At 44.9% G+C, this 19,054-nt stretch carries 14 protein-coding genes and 4 pseudogenes; 2 read left to right on the forward strand and 16 right to left on the reverse strand.

Features of this window, described 5'->3' with window-relative positions:
- The first annotated feature begins 26 nt into the window (after window positions 1-26).
- Window positions 27-400, forward strand: a pseudogene (locus BLO31_RS05120) (DUF2061 domain-containing protein).
- Here the strand turns inward: BLO31_RS05120 and BLO31_RS05125 are convergent.
- A pseudogene (locus tag BLO31_RS05125) lies at window positions 397-1,196 on the reverse strand (glycosyl hydrolase 2 galactose-binding domain-containing protein). The pseudogenes BLO31_RS05120 and BLO31_RS05125 overlap by 4 nt on opposite strands.
- A 105-nt stretch (window positions 1,197-1,301) precedes the next feature.
- Window positions 1,302-1,712, reverse strand: a complete 411-nt coding sequence (gene rraB / locus BLO31_RS05130; protein ID WP_070963178.1) for a ribonuclease E inhibitor RraB — start codon at window positions 1,710-1,712, stop codon at window positions 1,302-1,304.
- Between the two features lie 563 nt (window positions 1,713-2,275).
- On the opposite strand from rraB, the gene arcA reads away from it, so the two are divergent.
- The gene (gene arcA / locus BLO31_RS05135; protein ID WP_070963179.1) at window positions 2,276-3,499 is read left to right on the forward strand and encodes an arginine deiminase; all 1,224 of its coding nucleotides are present in this window, start codon (window positions 2,276-2,278) and stop codon (window positions 3,497-3,499) included.
- Window positions 3,500-3,563: 64 nt separating this feature from the next.
- Here arcA and tldD read toward each other — a convergent pair whose 3' ends face one another.
- The 14 genes and pseudogenes from tldD to BLO31_RS05205 form a co-directional block, all read right to left on the reverse strand.
- Window positions 3,564-5,009, reverse strand: coding sequence for a metalloprotease TldD (gene tldD, locus BLO31_RS05140; protein WP_070963180.1), 1,446 nt, complete (start codon window positions 5,007-5,009; stop codon window positions 3,564-3,566).
- A gap of 2 nt (window positions 5,010-5,011) precedes the next feature.
- Entirely contained in the window at window positions 5,012-5,836 is an 825-nt protein-coding gene (locus BLO31_RS05145; protein ID WP_070963181.1) for a carbon-nitrogen hydrolase family protein, read from the reverse strand.
- Between the two features lie 22 nt (window positions 5,837-5,858).
- A pseudogene (locus BLO31_RS05150) lies at window positions 5,859-9,733 on the reverse strand (YhdP family protein).
- Between the two features lie 10 nt (window positions 9,734-9,743).
- Complete coding sequence (gene rng / locus BLO31_RS05155; protein ID WP_070963182.1) at window positions 9,744-11,213, reverse strand: ribonuclease G; 1,470 nt, start codon at window positions 11,211-11,213, stop codon at window positions 9,744-9,746.
- A gap of 20 nt (window positions 11,214-11,233) precedes the next feature.
- A complete protein-coding gene (locus BLO31_RS05160) occupies window positions 11,234-11,791 on the reverse strand; it encodes a Maf family protein (protein WP_070963183.1) in 558 nt (185 codons plus the stop codon).
- 6 nt (window positions 11,792-11,797) lie between these two features.
- On the reverse strand, window positions 11,798-12,271 hold the full coding sequence (gene mreD / locus BLO31_RS05165) for a rod shape-determining protein MreD (protein WP_425425266.1): 474 nt from the start codon (window positions 12,269-12,271) through the stop codon (window positions 11,798-11,800).
- 4 nt (window positions 12,272-12,275) lie between these two features.
- Window positions 12,276-13,166: a rod shape-determining protein MreC gene (gene mreC / locus BLO31_RS05170; RefSeq protein ID WP_070963185.1), complete on the reverse strand. Its 891-nt coding sequence runs from the start codon at window positions 13,164-13,166 to the stop codon at window positions 12,276-12,278.
- Window positions 13,167-13,223: 57 nt separating this feature from the next.
- Window positions 13,224-14,266: pseudogene (locus BLO31_RS05175) on the reverse strand (rod shape-determining protein).
- A gap of 152 nt (window positions 14,267-14,418) precedes the next feature.
- Window positions 14,419-16,311 carry a DUF6701 domain-containing protein gene (locus tag BLO31_RS05180; RefSeq protein ID WP_070963186.1) on the reverse strand — a complete coding sequence of 631 codons (1,893 nt, stop codon included), beginning with the start codon at window positions 16,309-16,311 and terminating at the stop codon, window positions 14,419-14,421.
- 65 nt (window positions 16,312-16,376) lie between these two features.
- A complete protein-coding gene (locus BLO31_RS05185) occupies window positions 16,377-16,649 on the reverse strand; it encodes a hypothetical protein (protein WP_070963187.1) in 273 nt (90 codons plus the stop codon).
- Between the two features lie 17 nt (window positions 16,650-16,666).
- On the reverse strand, window positions 16,667-17,407 hold the full coding sequence (locus BLO31_RS05190) for a hypothetical protein (protein ID WP_070963188.1): 741 nt from the start codon (window positions 17,405-17,407) through the stop codon (window positions 16,667-16,669).
- Window positions 17,408-17,409: 2 nt separating this feature from the next.
- Window positions 17,410-17,826 (reverse strand): MSHA biogenesis protein MshP, encoded by a 417-nt coding sequence (locus BLO31_RS05195; protein ID WP_070963189.1) that lies wholly within the window; start codon window positions 17,824-17,826, stop codon window positions 17,410-17,412.
- Window positions 17,816-18,523 (reverse strand): PilW family protein, encoded by a 708-nt coding sequence (locus BLO31_RS05200; protein WP_070963190.1) that lies wholly within the window; start codon window positions 18,521-18,523, stop codon window positions 17,816-17,818. The genes BLO31_RS05195 and BLO31_RS05200 overlap by 11 nt, the downstream gene beginning before the upstream one ends.
- Window positions 18,523-19,002, reverse strand: a complete 480-nt coding sequence (locus BLO31_RS05205) for an MSHA biogenesis protein MshD (protein ID WP_245688394.1) — start codon at window positions 19,000-19,002, stop codon at window positions 18,523-18,525. The genes BLO31_RS05200 and BLO31_RS05205 overlap by 1 nt, the downstream gene beginning before the upstream one ends.
- Window positions 19,003-19,054: the final 52 nt, after the last annotated feature.

Raw genomic sequence — 19,054 nt, forward strand, 5'->3', positions numbered from 1 at the left:
TACCAAGTGACTAAAGAGACTGTGTTATGAAAAAGACCCTAAGCTTTGCTGCTATTCATTTTACCATGCATTCAGCGTGGCTTTTTTATTAACCGGCGACGTTTTGATTGGTAGCTTGATTGCCATGACAGAACCAATGGTCAATACCGTGGCCTTTTATGTACATGAGAAAGTTTGGGCTAATCACCCACGGCTGCGGGTGTTGGGGAAAAGTGCAAAAGTAAAGACCACCAGCTTCGCCGTTGTCCATTTTAGTGTTGCGTTTAGCGTCGCTTACCTTTTATCGGGAAGCATTTTTATCGGTGGGCTTGTTGCTGCCATAGAGCCTAGTATTAATACCTTAGCGTACTACTTTCACGAGTTGAGTTGGCAAAAAAAGCATGCCGTTCAACCCGTTTAAATAGGGTAATGAGAAACACAATTCCCTTCTGTTAAAGCGACATTAAACTTCTGCGCTTGACCATCTAGACTCACTTCCAATGGATAGAGCTTACTTGGTTCAGGGTCGTTGAGATCGTAGTAGATCGGAGCTTCAACTTGAAAAAGCGCACTGACTTCGTTGCTGCGAACATCAATGGAAGATGATAAGTCATACCATTAAATTTGACCATTGCAGACACTAAGCCCGCCGCATAAGTTTGATAGTGGATATCCACTAAAAACTCACACCCACCACCGTGGTGCCAGATTTGCTCTGTTGTGATGTGTTCGAGTCTTACATGGCGAATAAACTGTAAGTAAGGTTCTTTCCAAATACCAATTCGCTTATCCGTTAGTGTGTAATCACTTTCACCTAAATGGCATATTTGTTTAGGCTCATCAGAAATTAGTAAATCTTCCTCTTCCTCCAAAAACAAAATTTCAAAACGATTTCGACCTAGCTGTAGGTATGGACGTATATCTTTTCTATACTCACTCTGACTGGCATCACAATCAAACACTGCCACTCCATTTACTCGAACTTCCGCGTGATAATCAATACCACCAATCACCAAATCTACGGCGGGAAAGTTCAACATCGCTTGATCCACTTCGATGTCGTGCATGAGATGCCACTCTTGTTCGGCAATGCATTCCTCAGAAAGCTCGTCAGGTAAAATCTCGCTTAGAGGAGCGGGAAAAGTTATGTCGTCTTGGGGGATCGAAAGATCCGTGAGGGGAGAAAGTTGCCACTGGCCTGCTAGTGAATAGGTCATACAAAAATTGAGCTAGATCAAAGTTGACCCATTATAGTGAAACTGATACCAATTGAATAGAAAAATACCAGCACGGTAGCTGGTATTATTTTGAATTATAGCGATTTATTCTTCGTCATCTTCTTCTGGATAGAGGGCATCTTCACCTTCGTAGTAGGTACCCCAACCGTCATAAATGATGTCGTACTTTTCTGCGAGGTGAACCAGCTTCTCAACTTGCTCATCGATGACTTCTGGATTTAAAGCAGATTGCATCGTAGCATCACAGCACAGTAGCTTGTTGCCGTCTTCATCTTCTGTCTCTTCTGCTTCTAAAACCTCGAAGCCCATTTTGAATGCTTCTACGACCGCTTTTTCCAGTGTTGCAAAGTCTTCAGCAAAAAGGTGGTGCTCGATTTCATACAAAGCATCTGGATCACTGCCATCTTCAAGCAGAGCCTGAACAATATCTCGTGTGTCTTCTTTTTGAATTTCAATTAGTTCTTCTACAGAAAGATAATCATCTTCATGAGACATAGTTGGCGCTCCAAATTTGAAAAGTTTGATCTATGGTTGTCGCGACGAAATATGGCATGGATCGTTAAAAATTGCTACTAGCAAAGTCGATCAAATCCATGCTTTCTACTTCTAAATGACACTAGGTCGATCCGATCGCGATCACAGCGCTAGAAACTTAACATTTTATTTTCATTTTCCATATTCAGAGTTTTATTTTCCCACCCCACAATACTCAAATTCATTATAAGGTGCGTTTTTATGGTGGTTGAGTGCATAGAGCATTCTCGCTCTGTCTTGAATAATAATGGTGAAGAAACAAGCAAAGCGACTAATTTGTGCATGTCTATTCGACTTTTACCACTTTGTTTGCACTAATTTGGCCACTGTATCAGGCATAGATGCTCACTCAAGCAAATTGACTAACACTGACCCGTATCGAAACATTAATCCAAAAAAACTAGTTTTTAAGCCTATTAGGCTATCAAACCCTTCATCAACAGGCTTTATATCCAATGCGGTAACTTGAAACTTGTTTACAAGCTTGCCATAAATAGGGGCTGGAATAAGAGTAAGGACACACTATGAGTAAGCTGTACGTAGGATCAGAAGTCGGCCAACTAAGGCGAGTATTGTTAAATCGCCCAGAAAGAGCATTGACTCACCTAACACCATCAAACTGCCATGAGTTGCTGTTTGACGATGTATTAGCGGTAGAAGCCGCGGGTGAAGAACATGATAAATTTGCCACTACGTTGCGTGAACAAGGCGTGGAAGTGTTACTTTTACACGATATGCTGGTAGAAACGTTAGCAATAGCAGAAGCCAAGCAGTGGTTGTTAGAAACACAAATTTCTGATTTTCGCTACGGCCCAACATTCGCCAATGACCTGCGCTGCTATTTAGCGGATATGGACAATGAACACTTAGCAACCGTGCTTCTCGGCGGCCTTGCCTACTCAGAACTTCCAATCAAGTCGTCATCCATGCTTCCTAGCATGCACCGACCACTCGACTTTGTGATTGAACCGCTTCCCAACCACCTATTTACTCGCGATACCTCGTGCTGGGTTTATGGTGGAGTTTCACTTAACCCTATGATGAAGCCTGCCCGCCAAAGAGAGACCAATCACCTACGTGCGATCTACCGTTGGCACCCAGTCTTCGCCGGCCAAGACTTTATCAAGTACTTTGGTGATGAAGATCTTCATTACGACAACGCCAACATCGAAGGGGGTGACGTATTAGTGATTGGCAAAGGTTCGGTTCTGGTGGGCATGTCTGAGCGTACCTCACCTCAAGGAGTAGAGAATCTAGCGGCGAACTTGTTTAAACATGGACAGGCCAAAGAGGTCATAGCCATTAACCTTCCTAAACACAGGTCTTGCATGCATTTAGATACGGTAATGACCCATATGGATGTGGACACTTTTTCAGTGTATCCAGAGATCATGCGTAAAGATCTTGAGACTTGGCGTCTTTCGCCACGGAAAGATGGCACCATGCAAGTTGATCATGTGAAAAGCTATGTTCACGCGATAGAAGAGGCGCTAGGCGTCGACTATTTAAAAATCATCACAACCGGTGGCGACAGCTATGAAGCTGAACGTGAACAGTGGAACGATGCCAACAATGTTCTTACCGTAAAACCGGGTGTGGTCATCGGTTACGAACGCAATGTCTACACCAATGAAAAGTACGATAAAGCGGGCATTGAGGTACTGACAATTCCGGGTAACGAACTTGGTCGTGGTAGAGGTGGTGCTCGCTGTATGAGCTGCCCAATAGAAAGAGACGGGATTGAGTAAGTATCTCGTTCCCCTAAGCAAAAAGCAGCGCCTTAGCGCTGCTTTTTCGTTGCAGTAGAGTTTACTACTCTGTACCACCAACGGTTAGTGAGTCAAGTTTGAGGCTGGGCTGACCAACGCCTACTGGCACGCTTTGCCCTGCTTTACCACAAACACCTACGCCTTTATCTATTGCAAGATCGTTACCTACCATAGACACTTGCTGCATTGCCTCAATACCTGAGCCGATCAACGTCGCCCCTTTTACTGGACGTGTGATTTTTCCGTCTTCAATTAAGTAGGCTTCTGAAGCAGAGAAAACAAATTTTCCTGAGGTAATATCAACTTGACCACCACCAAAGTTAGGGGCATAAAGCCCTTTCTTGACGGTAGAGATAATTTCTTCTTGAGTGTGCTCACCTGGTAGCATGTAAGTATTAGTCATACGAGGCATTGGCAGGTGTGCATAAGACTCTCGACGGCCATTACCCGTAGGATTAACACCCATTAGGCGAGCATTCAACTTATCCTGCATATAGCCTTTCAACACACCATTCTCTATCAGTGTATTGTACTGACCAGCTACACCTTCATCATCAATATTTAACGAACCTCGCAGGTCTTTAAGTGTGCCGTCATCGACAATGGTGCACACATCCGAGGTCACTTTCTCACCAACTTTACCACTGAATACCGATGATTCTTTGCGGTTAAAGTCACCTTCTAAACCGTGACCAACGGCTTCGTGAAGAAGCACACCCGGCCATCCAGCCCCCAGAACTACCGGCATAGCCCCTGCAGGTGCGGCATCCGCTTCTAAGTTCACCAAAGCCATGCGGATCGCTTCATCAGCAAATTGGTAAGCGACTTGTGTGCCATCGCTGTCAGATAGGAAATAGTCATAAGAAAAACGACCTCCACCACCAGAGCTACCGCGCTCTCGTCTGTCACCACGCTGAGCCAAGACACTAATAGACAACCTAACTAGGGGACGAATATCTCCAGCATAGGTACCATCGCTCGCCGCAACTAACATCTGTTCGTGAACGCCACTCAAACTAATGGAAACTTCTTTAATCAAAGGCTCTTTAGTACGAATATAAGCGTCTAGAGCTTGAAGGAGCTCCGTTTTTTGCTTCTTTTCCCAACTTTCAAGGGGGTTGACTGCCGCATATTGAACTTGGTTATCACTGCGTTTAAACGCTTGAACTTTACCATTTGCACCTTGCTGTGCAATGCCACGGGCCGCTATCGCACTCTGCTTCAAGCCATCAAGTTGGATCTGATCAGAATATGCAAAGCCTGTTTTTTCACCGCTTACGGCTCGAACACCTACACCACAATCGATATTGAATGAGCCGTCTTTAATAATGCTGTCTTCAAGCACCAGTGATTCATGCCAGCTAGATTGAAAGTAGATATCTGCATAATCAATCTGACGAGTGGCAATGCTCTCAAGCGTTTGAGCGATATCTTGCTCGGTCAATCCCGACGGAGTTAATAGCGCTTGTTCAACTTGGTTAATGGTCATAGTTAGCTCTTGTTTATTAATTGTGCTGTAAAGCGATTATGGTTTAAGACTGGCATGCTCTGCCTTACCTTATCCACTTGTTTTAAATCTATATCTGCGAGAAGTAAACCTTTCTCTTGGTCAAGAGAGGCGACTACCTCACCCCATGGGTCTATCACCATAGAATGTCCCCAAGTTTCTCTGCCACAAGGGTGTTTACCTGTTTGATTGGCCGCAACCACCCAACTTTGAGTTTCGATTGCTCTTGCGCGCAGTAGTGGCAGCCAATGTGCCTTACCAGTAACAGCGGTAAACGCGGCTGGTACTAAAATGACATTGGCTCCTAACCTTACTAGTTCACTGTATAAGGCTGGAAAGCGAAGATCATAGCATATTGTTAGCCCCAGTCGGCAGTCAGGTCCTTGTGAGACCACAACTTCGTTTCCCGCGACAAAGGTTTCAGACTCCCGATAATGTCGATGCCCATCCGAAACATCAACGTCAAACATATGCAGTTTGTCATAGATGGCTAAAGTCTTTCCAGTATCATCAAACACAATCGAACTGGTACTGACTTTATCCTCGCGTTTAATTGGCATACTTCCAACCACTAAATACACCTGATGCTGCTGAGCCAATAAACTCAATCTCGTTTGCAAAATACCTTGTTCGAATACTTCCGCATGACGGTAATAATCCGCTTTACTGCCAAACACCAATGCATTTTCCGGAATGAGGACAAGATCTGCATTCTGCTCTGCTGCGAGCGAGAGCTGTTGGCTGATGTAATCGAGGTTCTCTACGGGGTCCGCCCCCGAGGTCATTTGAATAATGGCTATCCTTTCCATATCTACCCCTTAACTAATCTGACTACTCCAGCGTTTCTTTCATCGATTTAGGTAGAGTAAACTCCCCTTTACTCCGAGAAATTTCTCGTACTTCAGGTGCGTCGATTGGCCCTTTTACTTGGTAGTTCACTTGAGTAAATACTTCTACCACCGGAGAAATAACCGTAGTGATGGCCAGCACGTAAAGCGCCGTTTGTGGCGTAACGGCAAAGGCACTCAACACCGGAATTCCCGAGGTGATATCTGGAACAAAGTTCACTTCGGCATCGACATAACGAGTGTTTAAGTTCGCTATTCCTTTAATCGTCATTTCCCCTGCAACCGCATCCATCTTAATGTCGTTAGTAAGGAAAATACCATTACGGATCTCTCCGCTACCTGTAATACTGTTAAAGGCCATACCTTTATCAAACACATCCGAGAAATCGAGCTGCATCTTGCGAATGATGGAATCGAGACTAAACAAGCCCAATAACTTAGCGGCACCACTGACATCAGATACGACACCTTTACCCAACTTAGTGTTCATCGTTCCTTCTAATGTAGACACCTTCATCGCCCAGGGTGCGCCATGCCAGTCTACTTTACCTTCCATCGCGAAGGGTGCTTGTTGAATACCAGTAGAAACCCCAAATCGCTCCATGATATCGCTGTTGTTTTCACCTTGTACTTTGATGTCGAGTTCCGTATGACTCAGATTCTCATCCAATGTCCAAGATCCCTTCATCTCAACTTCACTCGTACCACTGCGAAAACTCAGTCGCTTCCATTCAAGTTTAGTACCTTGACGTTGCATATCTAAGTTACTTTTACCGACGCGATAACCTTGCAGCCAAAAATCGTCAACCGCCACTGTCATATTGGGTACGTATTTGTGAAAAGCGCGATCAAATTCAGAAATTAAGGGTAAATCTTCTTTATCTGGTTCAAATAGAGAGCGGTCTTTGTATTCTTCATCCAGCGATGGCAGATAGATGTGCAGTTTGTCCAACGACACAGAAAGATCATAAGGCTCAATATAGCTGGCTTCACCGCTTGCTTGATCGCTATCGAGCGTCATGTACCAACCCAAATTCTTTCGACGAGCATTAAACTTTAAGTCATCCCATTCGATACCGGCTAATGTGGCGGTTTTGACATCCAAATCAACTCTTTGTGCCAACGGTATTTCTGGTGTTTTCATTTCTGACAGTTTGGTTTTTGTTTGCGGCTCTGGTTGAGAAAGTACTGAAATCCAACTGTCTAAATCAAACTTATCCGTGCGAACTTGAACATGATGACCCGCCACTGGACTCATTTTAAAGCTGCCGTTCCCAACCAATAAATAGGTTGCTTTCAATACAGGCACGTCTGGCCGAATATCAATTTCAGTTTGGTACTTTAACTTGGGTAATTGTAATCTGGCGGTAATGGACTCTTGATTGCCCGACGCCTGCATTCTTGCTTTACCACTTTCTCCAATGGCTTTACCAAGAGGATATGGTAGTGTGCTGGCTATCATTCTCAGGTCGGCGGCCGTATCAATCTGATAAGTAAAACCGACATCATTGAGCTGAATATCCACTTTCGACGTCCATGGAGCATGTCCTTTAAGATCACCTAGCCAGTGTTCACCGACATACGGATAGAGCGGTTCAATCTCCCAATCACCGAGTACGTCTATACCCACATCGTAACCGAGACCTTCACTTTCGCCTGCAAAATCTATCGCCACTAATTGTTCAAGTAGCTGGGCTGACAAGCCCGCCGCTTTTACTACATCATTGTCAAACTCGACACGCCCTGACACTTTTTCTAACGTCATTGGGGGGGCGTCTATCTCTACATGATTGTTCTTTAGGTCTGCATAACCCCAAGCTCTTGCTTCTGTCTCATCAAATGGGATCTTCAACTGAAATTCAGAACTTACTGGCCCGCTAATATCGATTGCCGTCAATGCCGCACCAACCGAATCAACCAGTGGAGATGCCGTCATATAATCGCGAACCGCTTTACCTTCAGCGGTCGCGCTCGCCTCGATTTCAATATGACCATTTTCAGCCATTTCTGGAATGCGCCCAGTAATTCGCTTCGCTTTTACGTCTTTTAACGTCGCTTGGCGAGAATCGAGATACATGGCATCGTTCTGAAATAGAAGATCCAACTGTAAATCAGTAATTGGCGGCCACGCCGTATCAAAACTGAACTTTCCGCCTTTTAACCCAACCCAAGCTTGAAACATTCCATCGTTCTTTCGGTAAGGGAAATCAGCAAGTTCACCATACCATAGCAGTTTAGCGGTATTGACTTTTCCCGCTTGAATCGCAGTGGAAAGGTAATCAGTTAAGGTTCGTCCCAACGCAAGTGTTGGTAGGTAACGCCATGTCTCCCCGGCATTATACAGGTCTGCTTCTGCGTAAAATGAGAGCAAAGGACTTTGCTCTGCAGGAACATCTAAACGAAAGGCGCCAAGTACTTGAAGATCGGGCGTGGCTGCGGTGACTTTATCCGCCCACATCCGCCATCCGGCATCATACTGCTCCCAAATCACATCGACTTCAGCTTGTCGTATGTTGAGTGGTGCTTGGAAGACCTCACCGTAGGGGAGTACGTCGTCGATCAAGTGAACTTTGGCTCTCGCCTGTTCATAGCTGCCAGAAATCTCTGCCTGCAATTTGTGTAAACCCGGCAATAACTCCCACTGAGAAATTTTACCATTTTCAATACTGCCAGAGTATTGCAGCGACTCGATCTCTTTCCCCATGCCAATGCGCAAATCTTCGACCCGCCCAGCAGGCTCTAGCTGATCAAGTAACTCTTGGTCGACTGAATATCAGGAACTAAACGCACTAAAGGCAGAATGGCTTCTAGATCCAGTTGAGATACATTGAGTTGCCACCCCTCTTTAAGCCATTCAAAGCCGATATCTAACTCAGGCCAAGGGATGTCATCGGTTCGCAAGTTAATTGAGTGAGCACTGACAACCCACCCCTCTTTTTTGGGATTAAGTTGTAATATCCCAGACTCAAGCAGCAACTCGTGCTCTTCTGATCGTTTCCAAGATAACTCAGATGGCAAGAGTTCCAAATAGGCGTCGGTAGGCTGGTTGCGAGAAAGGGTTAACCAACCGTTAAAGCTCACTTGGCCTTTCTGAATTCCGGTATCTTGAGCGAGAAAGCTCTTTACCCAATGGGTAACTTCTACGTTTTCCGCCGATACAAAAATCTCACCACTGATATCTCTCAGCGAACCGTGATCGACAAACTTTGATTTGATCAGTAAGGAGTTCAATGTCGTTCCCGCAACACTAACCACCCCTTCTGCTTCGTGAAAGCGTTCGTTATTACGCCAGCGAAGTCTCTCTACATCAAGACGTCTAACCTCTTGGTCAATACCGCGGTAAACAATCTGAGAATCTAACACAGCAAACTCGTCGAGTTGTCTGAGCAAGATTTGGTTGATTTGATCAATAACAGGTTGATTGTCGTTTGAAGGCGAAATCGTTTGGCTACTATCGGTATCCTCAGTGGCAAAAAAATCGATATCACTGAGGTCTAGAGCCAGCTTGTGTACAGTAAGGTCTGCAACGACGGGTTGTCTTTGCAGTATGGACTGAATCAAATCAAATTCAATTTCTACCCTTTCAGCACCGACTGATATTGAACTGTCATCAACCACCTTAGTTTTGACATCTTGAAGATAAAGGGAAGGGTGTGTGTTGCGCCAAAAGCCGCCAAGTTCACCAAACTCAACCTCAACACCAGCGCTTTTATTGATCCACTGGTGTATCTCTGGTTGAAAATGGTTGAGATTTGGCAGAGTGACACGCAAGGTAGTCACAGCTATCGCTACCAAAACGAAAGCACTGGCCACCAGCCATAGCAACCACTTAACAATGTTTTCTAAGTTTGGATTCACCGGGTTCCTACTACATCATTACGACGTCAAACTGCTCTTGGATATAAAGTGGTTCCGCTTGAATTCGAACTTCTTTTCCAATAAAGACTTCTAATTCAGCCAACGCGTGAGACTCTTCACCTTGCAGAGTATCAGCCACTGCTGGTGAGGCATATACCACAAACTTATCTGCGTCATACGCACGGTTAACTCGGGTAATTTCTCGCAGAATTTCGTAGCACACACTCTCCACGGTCTTCACACTTCCACGTCCTTCACAAGTTGGACAAGTAGAACAGAGAATATGTTCAATGCTTTCGCGAGTTCGTTTGCGAGTCATCTCAACTAAACCGAGCTGAGTGAACCCATTGATGTTGGTTTTTACCCTATCTTTATCCAATGCCGCCTCAAGCGAAGAGAGCACTCGATTCCGGTGTTCATCTGAAGACATATCGATAAAGTCGATAATAATAATCCCACCAAGGTTTCTCAGTCTGAGCTGGCGAGCTATCGCTTGGGTAGCTTCGATATTGGTATTAAAAATTGTCTCTTCGAGATTGCGGCGGCCAACAAAAGCCCCGGTATTGATATCAACAGTCGTCATGGCTTCGGTTTGATCAATAATCAAATAGCCACCAGACTTGAGGTCAACCTTTCTCTCTAGCGAGCGCTGTATTTCATTCTCGGTGTCATACATATCGAAGATGGGTTTGTCACCTTCGTATAGATCTAACTTTTCCGTTAATTCAGGTACATACTCAGAGGTGAACTCCGCGAGATTTTCATACTCTAGTCTTGAATCGACCAAGATCTTAGTCAGCTCTGTACCGACAAAGTCTCGAAGAATTCGTTGAGATAAACCGAGTTCGCCGTAGAGCGTAGAGCGTGTTTTGTATTTCGCTTTGCGGTCCATTACTTTTGACCAAAGTCGCTTTAAAAACGCGGCATCTTGAGAAAGCTCTTTTTCATCCGCACCTTCCGCTGCGGTTCGGATAATAAAGCCACCGTTCTCATCGCAGTAGTGAGCAACGACTTTCTTTAGCCTTTCGCGCTCCACTTCACTTTCGATACGTTGAGAAACGCCAACGTGACTCGCACCCGGCATAAAGACTAGGTAACGCGAAGGCAAAGTAATATCTGTGGTCAAGCGAGCACCTTTTGTTCCAAGTGGATCTTTGACCACTTGAACGACAATATCTTGCCCTTGCCTAACCAACTCAGAAATATCCCTCACTTGGAACTGCTGTTTTTCATTCTCGGCGACACACTCGGTGTGAGGAACGATGTCTGAAGCGTGTAAAAACGCCGCTTTTTCTAAACCAATATCAACGAATGCAGCCTGCATTCCAGGTAAAACTCGGCTCACTTTACCTTTGTAGATGTTACCGACAATTCCGCGCTTCGCTTCGCGTTCTACGTGTATTTCCTGAAGAGCTCCCCCTTCGATCATCGCAACTCTAGTTTCGCTTGGCGTTACGTTGATCAGCAATTCAGCACTCATGGCGCACCTCGTTTAAAAATCTATAAAAATCGTTTTAAAAGCTGATCCGTTTCATACAAGGGCAGACCGACCACAGCGTGATAACTGCCTTCGATACGGGTGACAAAACGCCCACCAATCCCTTGTATTCCATAACTGCCAGCTTTATCGCATGGTTCCCCTGTCTGCCAGTAGGCTTCTATTTCTTGTTCGTCTAAGGGTTTGAACCACACTTTTGTATCTATTACTTGCGTTTCCTTACTTTGTTTAGAAACCACACTTACTGCGGTAATCACTTGATGCTCTCTTCCCGAGAGCTTGCTGAGCATAACTTTGCAATGCTCCAAATTATCTGGTTTTTCTAATACTTCTTCATCTACTACCACTATAGTATCTGAGCCCAAAACTACCGAGTCAGGTTGTTGCTGCAATCCGGCCAACGCTTTGTCTAGCGAAAGACGGGCAACATAGTCCCGTGCACTTTCAACGTCTTGTTTCTGCTCTTCTACATCGGTTTTACAAACGGTAAACGGATAACCAAGTTGCTCTAATAACTCTTTGCGTCTTGGTGAGCCAGAGGCGAGAAGTAGTTTTTTCATTGTTGTTTACCTCACATGCCAGTGACGTCTAAATCGACGCATCAACAGGAATAACCACGGCCACAATATACAATTTATCAAACCGCTCCAAAGTGACATGGGATTAAAAGTAACATCTCGTATTAAGTATTCGCCAAAAAAGATCAATCCGTCGAGCACTATGGATAACATGCCGATAAAGGTTGCCTGTTGCCACAGCGCCATATTGCGTAGAACGAGAAAGTTTAAAGCCACCAGATAGATAACTAATGACATCATCATCCCACGAATACCTAATGTGGAACCTATAAGTAGATCCCATAACAGCCCGAGTATTAACGCCGTTCCTACATTCACTCTATGCGGTAAAGCTAAAACCCAGTAGCAAGTGACAAGGAGCAGCCAAGAAGGTCTGAGTAAATCGAGAAAACCTGGCCAAGGGATAGTCTGAAGAATAAGGGCAATCAAAAACGATCCCCAAATTACCGTTCTACCATGCATCACACTATTGCCCACTGCTTGCTTCCTCTTCTTCTAACTTTTCAGGTGAAGCCATCATTACTTTTTCTTGGCGGCTATCATTTGGCCAAATTAGCAGCAGGTAGCGCAGACGTTCAAAATCCACCACTGGATCTGCTTCGATTAAAGCGAATTCACGTCGACTATCGCGTTCCACCACTGTGATATGAGCAACCGGATAACCTTCTGGATAAAGACCGCCTAACCCAGACGTCACAAGTAGGTCGCCTTCTTGGATGTCGGTACTGATGGGTATGTGCTCTAGATGAATGGTATCAATTTGCCCATTGCCTGATGCAATAACGCGAATGTCATTGCGAATCACCTGAACAGGAATCGCACTGTTGCTATCTGTCAGGAGTAATACGCGGCTATTGTGGGCCGATACAAAGGTCACTTGCCCGACAATACCGTTTTCATTGGCAACGGGTTGGCCTACATAGACCCCATCAACATGACCTTTATCAATCACCACGTGATGACGATACGGCGAGCTATCGACGCCCATCACCTCAGCGACCACCTTCTTTTCATCGCGAACAAAATTGGAACCCAGTAACTTTCTCAAGCGTTGGTTTTCTTCGCGGTACTGATCCAGAAGTAAAAGATCATTTTTGAGTTTGAGTACTTCTCGCTTCAAATTGTGGCTTGATTCCATCAACTCTTGCCGAGAGTTAAAACTTTCGTAAAAACCATCAAACATGGTTCTTGGAAGATCAGCTAAGTACTGAATAGGTGACACCAAGCTATTCAGCAAATATCGAACCTGAGCGAATGCGCCTAAACGACTATCAGCCAGCATGAGGCTGGCTGATAAGATCACAGCAAAAAACAGACGTAGTTGTAACGAAGGTCCTCGGCCAAAAATCGGCTTCATAAACGTGAGTTCCCTTTAATATCGGAATCTCTGAGCAAAACTAGCTCAGAGTTCTGATTATTCGTCACTGAAGAGATCGCCACCGTGCATGTCGATCATTTCTAGCGCTTTACCGCCGCCTCGTGCAACACAAGTCAGTGGATCTTCAGCGATCACAACTGGAATACCCGTTTCCTCTGTTAGAAGGCGATCAAGATCTTTCAGAAGCGCACCACCACCAGTGAGCACCATACCATTTTCAGAGATGTCAGACGCCAGTTCTGGCGGACACTGTTCTAGTGCAACCATAACCGCAGAAACAATACCTGTTAGCGGCTCTTGAAGAGCTTCTAGAATCTCATTTGAATTGAGGCTAAAGCTACGTGGCACACCTTCCGCAAGGTTGCGACCACGAACTTCGATCTCTTCCACATCATCACCCGGATAAGCCGAACCAATTTCGTGTTTGATCTTCTCTGCCGTGGCTTCACCGATCAAGCTGCCGTAGTTACGGCGCACGTAGTTGATGATCGCTTCGTCAAAACGGTCGCCACCGATGCGTACCGATGAAGAGTAAACCACGCCATTAAGCGAAATGACGGCAACTTCAGTGGTACCACCACCGATATCCACCACCATTGAACCTGTTGGTTCTGAAACGCGTAAACCTGCACCGATTGCCGCTGCCATTGGTTCATCAATCAGATAAACCTCACGCGCACCAGCGCCAAGTGCTGACTCGCGAATCGCGCGACGTTCAACCTGTGTCGAACCACATGGCACACACACTAGAACGCGAGGGCTTGGCTTTAACACACTGTTATCATGAACCTGTTTGATAAAGTGCTGTAGCATTTTTTCGGTTACATAAAAGTCAGCGATTACGCCATCTTTCATTGGACGAATAGCAGAAATGTTACCTGGCGTACGTCCTAGCATTTGTTTAGCATCATGACCGACAGCAGCGACACTTTTTCCCGCGCGATTGCGGTCTTGGCGAATAGCAACTACAGAAGCTCGTCGAGAACAATGCCCTGTCCTTTAACGTAAATAAGAGTGTTGGCAGTACCTAAATCAATTGATAGGTCATTAGAAAATATGCCACGAAGTTTTTTGAACATATTCTTCGCTCGTCCTGAAAGAATTAGAAGATAGAAAATTGCACTAAATGTACCAATGCCTTGCCATTACAGCAAGGCATTGTCATCCAAACATGAACTGAAATCTGTAATTTCTAACAGTTTCCTTACTTAACTCTCGAAATTATCAGAAATCACTGGCCAAAAATGCCAGATTCGCCGCGGAAAATTACTTTGTCGTTTCCACGGAAAATGCCAAAAGTAATCACTGCTGAAGGATCTTCGTCACCGAGATCACGCCAATTGTAACGCAACCAAGGTTGATCACTATGACTATTGGAGCAGGTCACACCACTAGGCGCAGAAGTATCAAGCCTCATCCAAAATCTGATTTGCTCTCGAAAATTGGCCGTACCATCTGCCACGGCAACCAAAGCTTTTTTATTGGTACCACTCCAAACGGGTTGACCTTTAGTTACCGCATTCGACTCTTGGCTGACGGCTCCTGCCGCATTCATGGTTGATAACTTGGCATTAGAGGTCCCCCCAGATGGCCAAATCGTTTCTTTACACACATGTACGATTTCTGTAGAGACTTTGGAGTTGTTGTCTATGTCGCTCAATACAAACGTATTTCCGTTCCAATACTCAATTCTTAGCGGGACATTAAAAGTCGTACCGCTGTTTCCACCTACACTGTCTAAGACCATACGACCATAGATGGCTGGCGGTTGAGTTGGAAAATCTTGCGTGGTTTCCACCGCCGTTGCTGAAAAAGAGGCTTCTCTATCCACACTACTCGATCCTTTAACCATTTTTAAACCAAACTCTGTCGCGGTTCCACTTAATGCATTAAAAGGCCCATTAGGCACACTCTTTAACGGAGTAGCGCTTGGGTTTGGGTAATGCCGCTTAAGCGTGCTCTCGTCGTCGTCGAGTTTCCAGATGGATATAGGGTTTGCGACACTTTTTGCCCCCCAAGCGCCATTCAAAGGATAAGGGGGAGACGTCGATATGGTTAACACCAATTCATTAGCAATGTTGTCATCTTGCTTGACATTGAAACTGGCTTGATAGCTTGGTGCAAAACCGTGGTAATTTTTAACAGGGTTATCGTCGAGATTAAAAGCACCAACCTCAATTAAAGCTTGCTTATAAGGTTGCTCCAGGTATGTCGTTTCTTGCCCATCCGGCGGTTCCCAAGTGGACTCGTTAATCGTGAAATAGGCTGGGTAGAAGCGTCCAACACTTCGTTCACTTGGCATGATTGCCACCATATAGCCCGACGACTTCGTCTCTGCAATCACGTTTATACTGCCTACTTCATCCCACTTAAGTTGAGTAAACTGATGTTTTTTATTGCCATCTACATCCGTATTTTCTCTTTTTAACTCACTTCCACTGACATTCGAGAAATTACCTTTCTCCCCACCACTTGGAGAGTGGACTTCATGGTCTAGTTTCACTTCATACGCAGAGGCACCTGCCAAAGATGGATTATTGAGGGGAGCGACACATTCCGATTCAGTAATTATGACTCGACCATCTTGGACAGTCGCCCCTGATTGGTATGCGATAGGATAAACTTGCAAATCAAACTCTGATGAAGCAGCTTTATAGGCAGCACCACTTGAGGAAGTTCCTGTAATGGTATCTCCACTACAAATAGCAAAAGTCCAAGGCCGGCTTTCTACGGCAAAAGTGCCCAATATATCTTGGCTTTGACCTGATGGGCAGCCTTGCACTCCGCTCAATGCATCACATGAAATTGTGTCTTTAAAACTTCCCGTAAACTTGCCGGTTTCATCAAAACGAATGGTAGCGGAGGGGTCTTGTCCGTTACTAATACTGGTACTAAAGTCCAATAGTCCATTATATATCCCGGCACTTGGAATGAATCCGGAGATGGTAACGTCACCTTCATCAAAACTCTTACTATAGTTCAACGCAATGGGCTTATCCGTTGCGTCACAAGCTAAAGCTTTGACATTGACGGTTTGCGCCTGCCCTGCCACTAGCGGAATGGTACTGCCGTTGTTAACTTCGAACTTTAAGGGAACAAACACAAAGTCACTGGTATCAGTCACGGAGCTATCCGTGTCCAGTGTTGCCTTTACTGATATCGTTTCATAAACATTATCTGATTTACTATTTAGCTATATTCGAAGCGCCCATTGGTGGTGTTGAAACTACCGCCACTCACGGAAAGTTTATTGGTAGAGACTTCTGAAAAAGTAATGGTCGCCCCATCAACATCGTAAAGCCTTTCACCGTCACTGTTGTAAGGTACGACATAGAAAGGTCTGTTGTTTTCGCAGGTTAGATGAAAGTTTTGTGGTTCTATTTTTAGTGACGCAATATCCGTCGACGGGGCATCACAAGAAAAGTCGCCATAGTGTTGAATAACATTGGTGTTACCTGTCACTTGAATGCTATAAGCCGTTACTCCGCCGGTAAAAGTATTCTTGTTACCTTCAATGGCGAAGCCCCCTGGTTGGTTGCTTCGTCACTAATATAGATAAATCCATTGACGATGACATTGTTAACATCATCCAGTCGGACAAAAGAGTCTTCACCGTGGCCTAACAGCAGTAAGTTATTAGGTGTGTTATTCATATTTAACTTAATATTATTTTCTTTAAAAAAGATTTTGTTAAAATGAATTTCTACAGGCCCTTCAACTTCTAGCCGCGCTCCGACCGCATCAAAGTTAAGTTCATTGACATAATAAACGCCGCTGCCCAATGTTAATACCGCTTGGTTTTTGGCAATTTTTAAGTCTTTATAGTAACCAGCACTAATAGAGCACGCTGACTTTGAACATTCGTAGTCATTCCCTCTATCAGAGAGTTCTGGAAGATTAAACGGAAAACCGGGGTAGGTAATGGTTCTGTCGACTAAACAGTCTTGTTTAGGGTCGGTGGGGTATTCACATTGAAACTCGCCTTCGTTGCTTAGAAATGACAGTGCTTGCCCATCTTTGGGCACTCTTATTACGTTTTTTGAGTTGCCGGAAAGCAATAATCGACCATCATAAACGACGCCGTTGCTGTAAGCATTGGTTTGAGCAACCGTAGGCACGTACTGGCAGATTTTTGCGTTCAACTCTGACTGAGTGAGCGCGTATGACATTGTTGGAAAAACACTCATGACAATGAGAACAAATAACTTATACAGCCTCATATCTACTCCCTAAGCCATAGCTCTTGACTGCGCTGAACTAAGTTAATGCCTACACCGCATGTCGCCGTCGAAACCAACTTGAACAGCTGTTGCCCCTCGAGTTCTCCGTCCAGTTTAGTACAACTGATTTCTACTGGCTGACAGGTTACGGTAGATGGCATACCTACCTCAGCCCCATTTACCGATGTACAGTAACTCTCTACGTTAGAATCCGTTGAAAGTGGATACATCTGTGTTAGTACCCATTCGTTGGCGGAATGGGCCTGTAACCACGCTTGTGTACCGATAAGCTCACGGGTCAGATTATCGGTATTCGACCAGCTAATACGGTTAAGTGTCGATGCTAAAAATCCCATCACCACAAGAACAAAGATCACAACCACAAACAGGTTTCCATTTTGCTTTCTTCTATGGGACATTTAGCACCTGCACATCTTGACTATATCGCGTCGATTCACCGTTTTGCTCAAAAGTTAGATCCAAATGCACCAACCCACCCCTTTGCAGCGTCGCACTCAAATAACTCATGGCACCATTGGTTATGCTATCGGCGACAATAACATCGTTTCGCGTCATCAACCCATTACTGGTATTGAGGCAGTACCTAACCCCTCCAGAAGGGTCGTAAATGTAATGTCTTTTTGAAACTGACCCCCCCACTAGACTATTGCCACCATTAGTGATGGTATACACGCCTCCCGACACCGCAAGAGAATCCAGATCGTACACATTATTTGATGTAGTCAGTTCACTGGTGGGGTTAATAATCAATTTGTGTGTCGACAAAGCGGAAGATGTAACGCCCGATTGACCAACAACAAAGGACAAATCTGAACCGGAAACAGAGTAAAAGCCACTGTATTTAATCGAATAAAATCCAATGCATTTCTCGCTACCTGAAGTCGTGTTGGTAAATACGTTTGGGACGGCATGCCTCACTTCTCGAGCCATTTTTTCAATGACAAACTTGGCTTGCATTTGTAGGCGCAGGCGGTCAACAGTATCAGCGTAACCTTTGGCTCCCAGCTGCACAAAGCCAGCAATGCCTAACACTAATATGCTACCTACAATCAGTGTTAACACCATTTCCACAAGAGTAAAACCACGATGATTCATCAATAATTCCCCTTATAAGCGCTCAACTTAATCGGGTGTTGATTAGAAGCGGTAATGGTCATCTCCACTTCTTTAATCGTATGGGTAGCAAATGCGGATGAATAAGTGACTGCAATATCAATTCTAAAATTTGTATAGGTCGTTGAAGACTGTCTTAGCAAGGTATTGAGGTTTTTACAGCCTCCGGTTCCACCTGGATTCCAACAGCCCAGAAAGTCATCAACGTCATTGTATAGTGTGATGTCTGATTCTTCTGCCCCAAACTCATCTTCTGGACTGCAAGCTACAGCAGTAATTTCCGGTCTTGTATCACTGCAACGAATCCCCCCGCCATCACTGTATTGCGCACTTTCTCTATCAAACTCCATTGAAAGGATATGAGTCATTAGGCTCTGACCTAAAGCGGTTGCACGCGATTGATAGTGGGGGTCGCCAGAACGCGCAACTTGAGGAGAGAGAAAGTTGGTAATGGTGATCATCGCAATCCCCATCACAACTATAACAATCACGCTTTCTATCAGGTAAAGCCTT

It is taken from the genome of Vibrio sonorensis, assembly GCF_001854765.1.
Lineage (GTDB): Bacteria > Pseudomonadota > Gammaproteobacteria > Enterobacterales > Vibrionaceae > Vibrio > Vibrio sonorensis.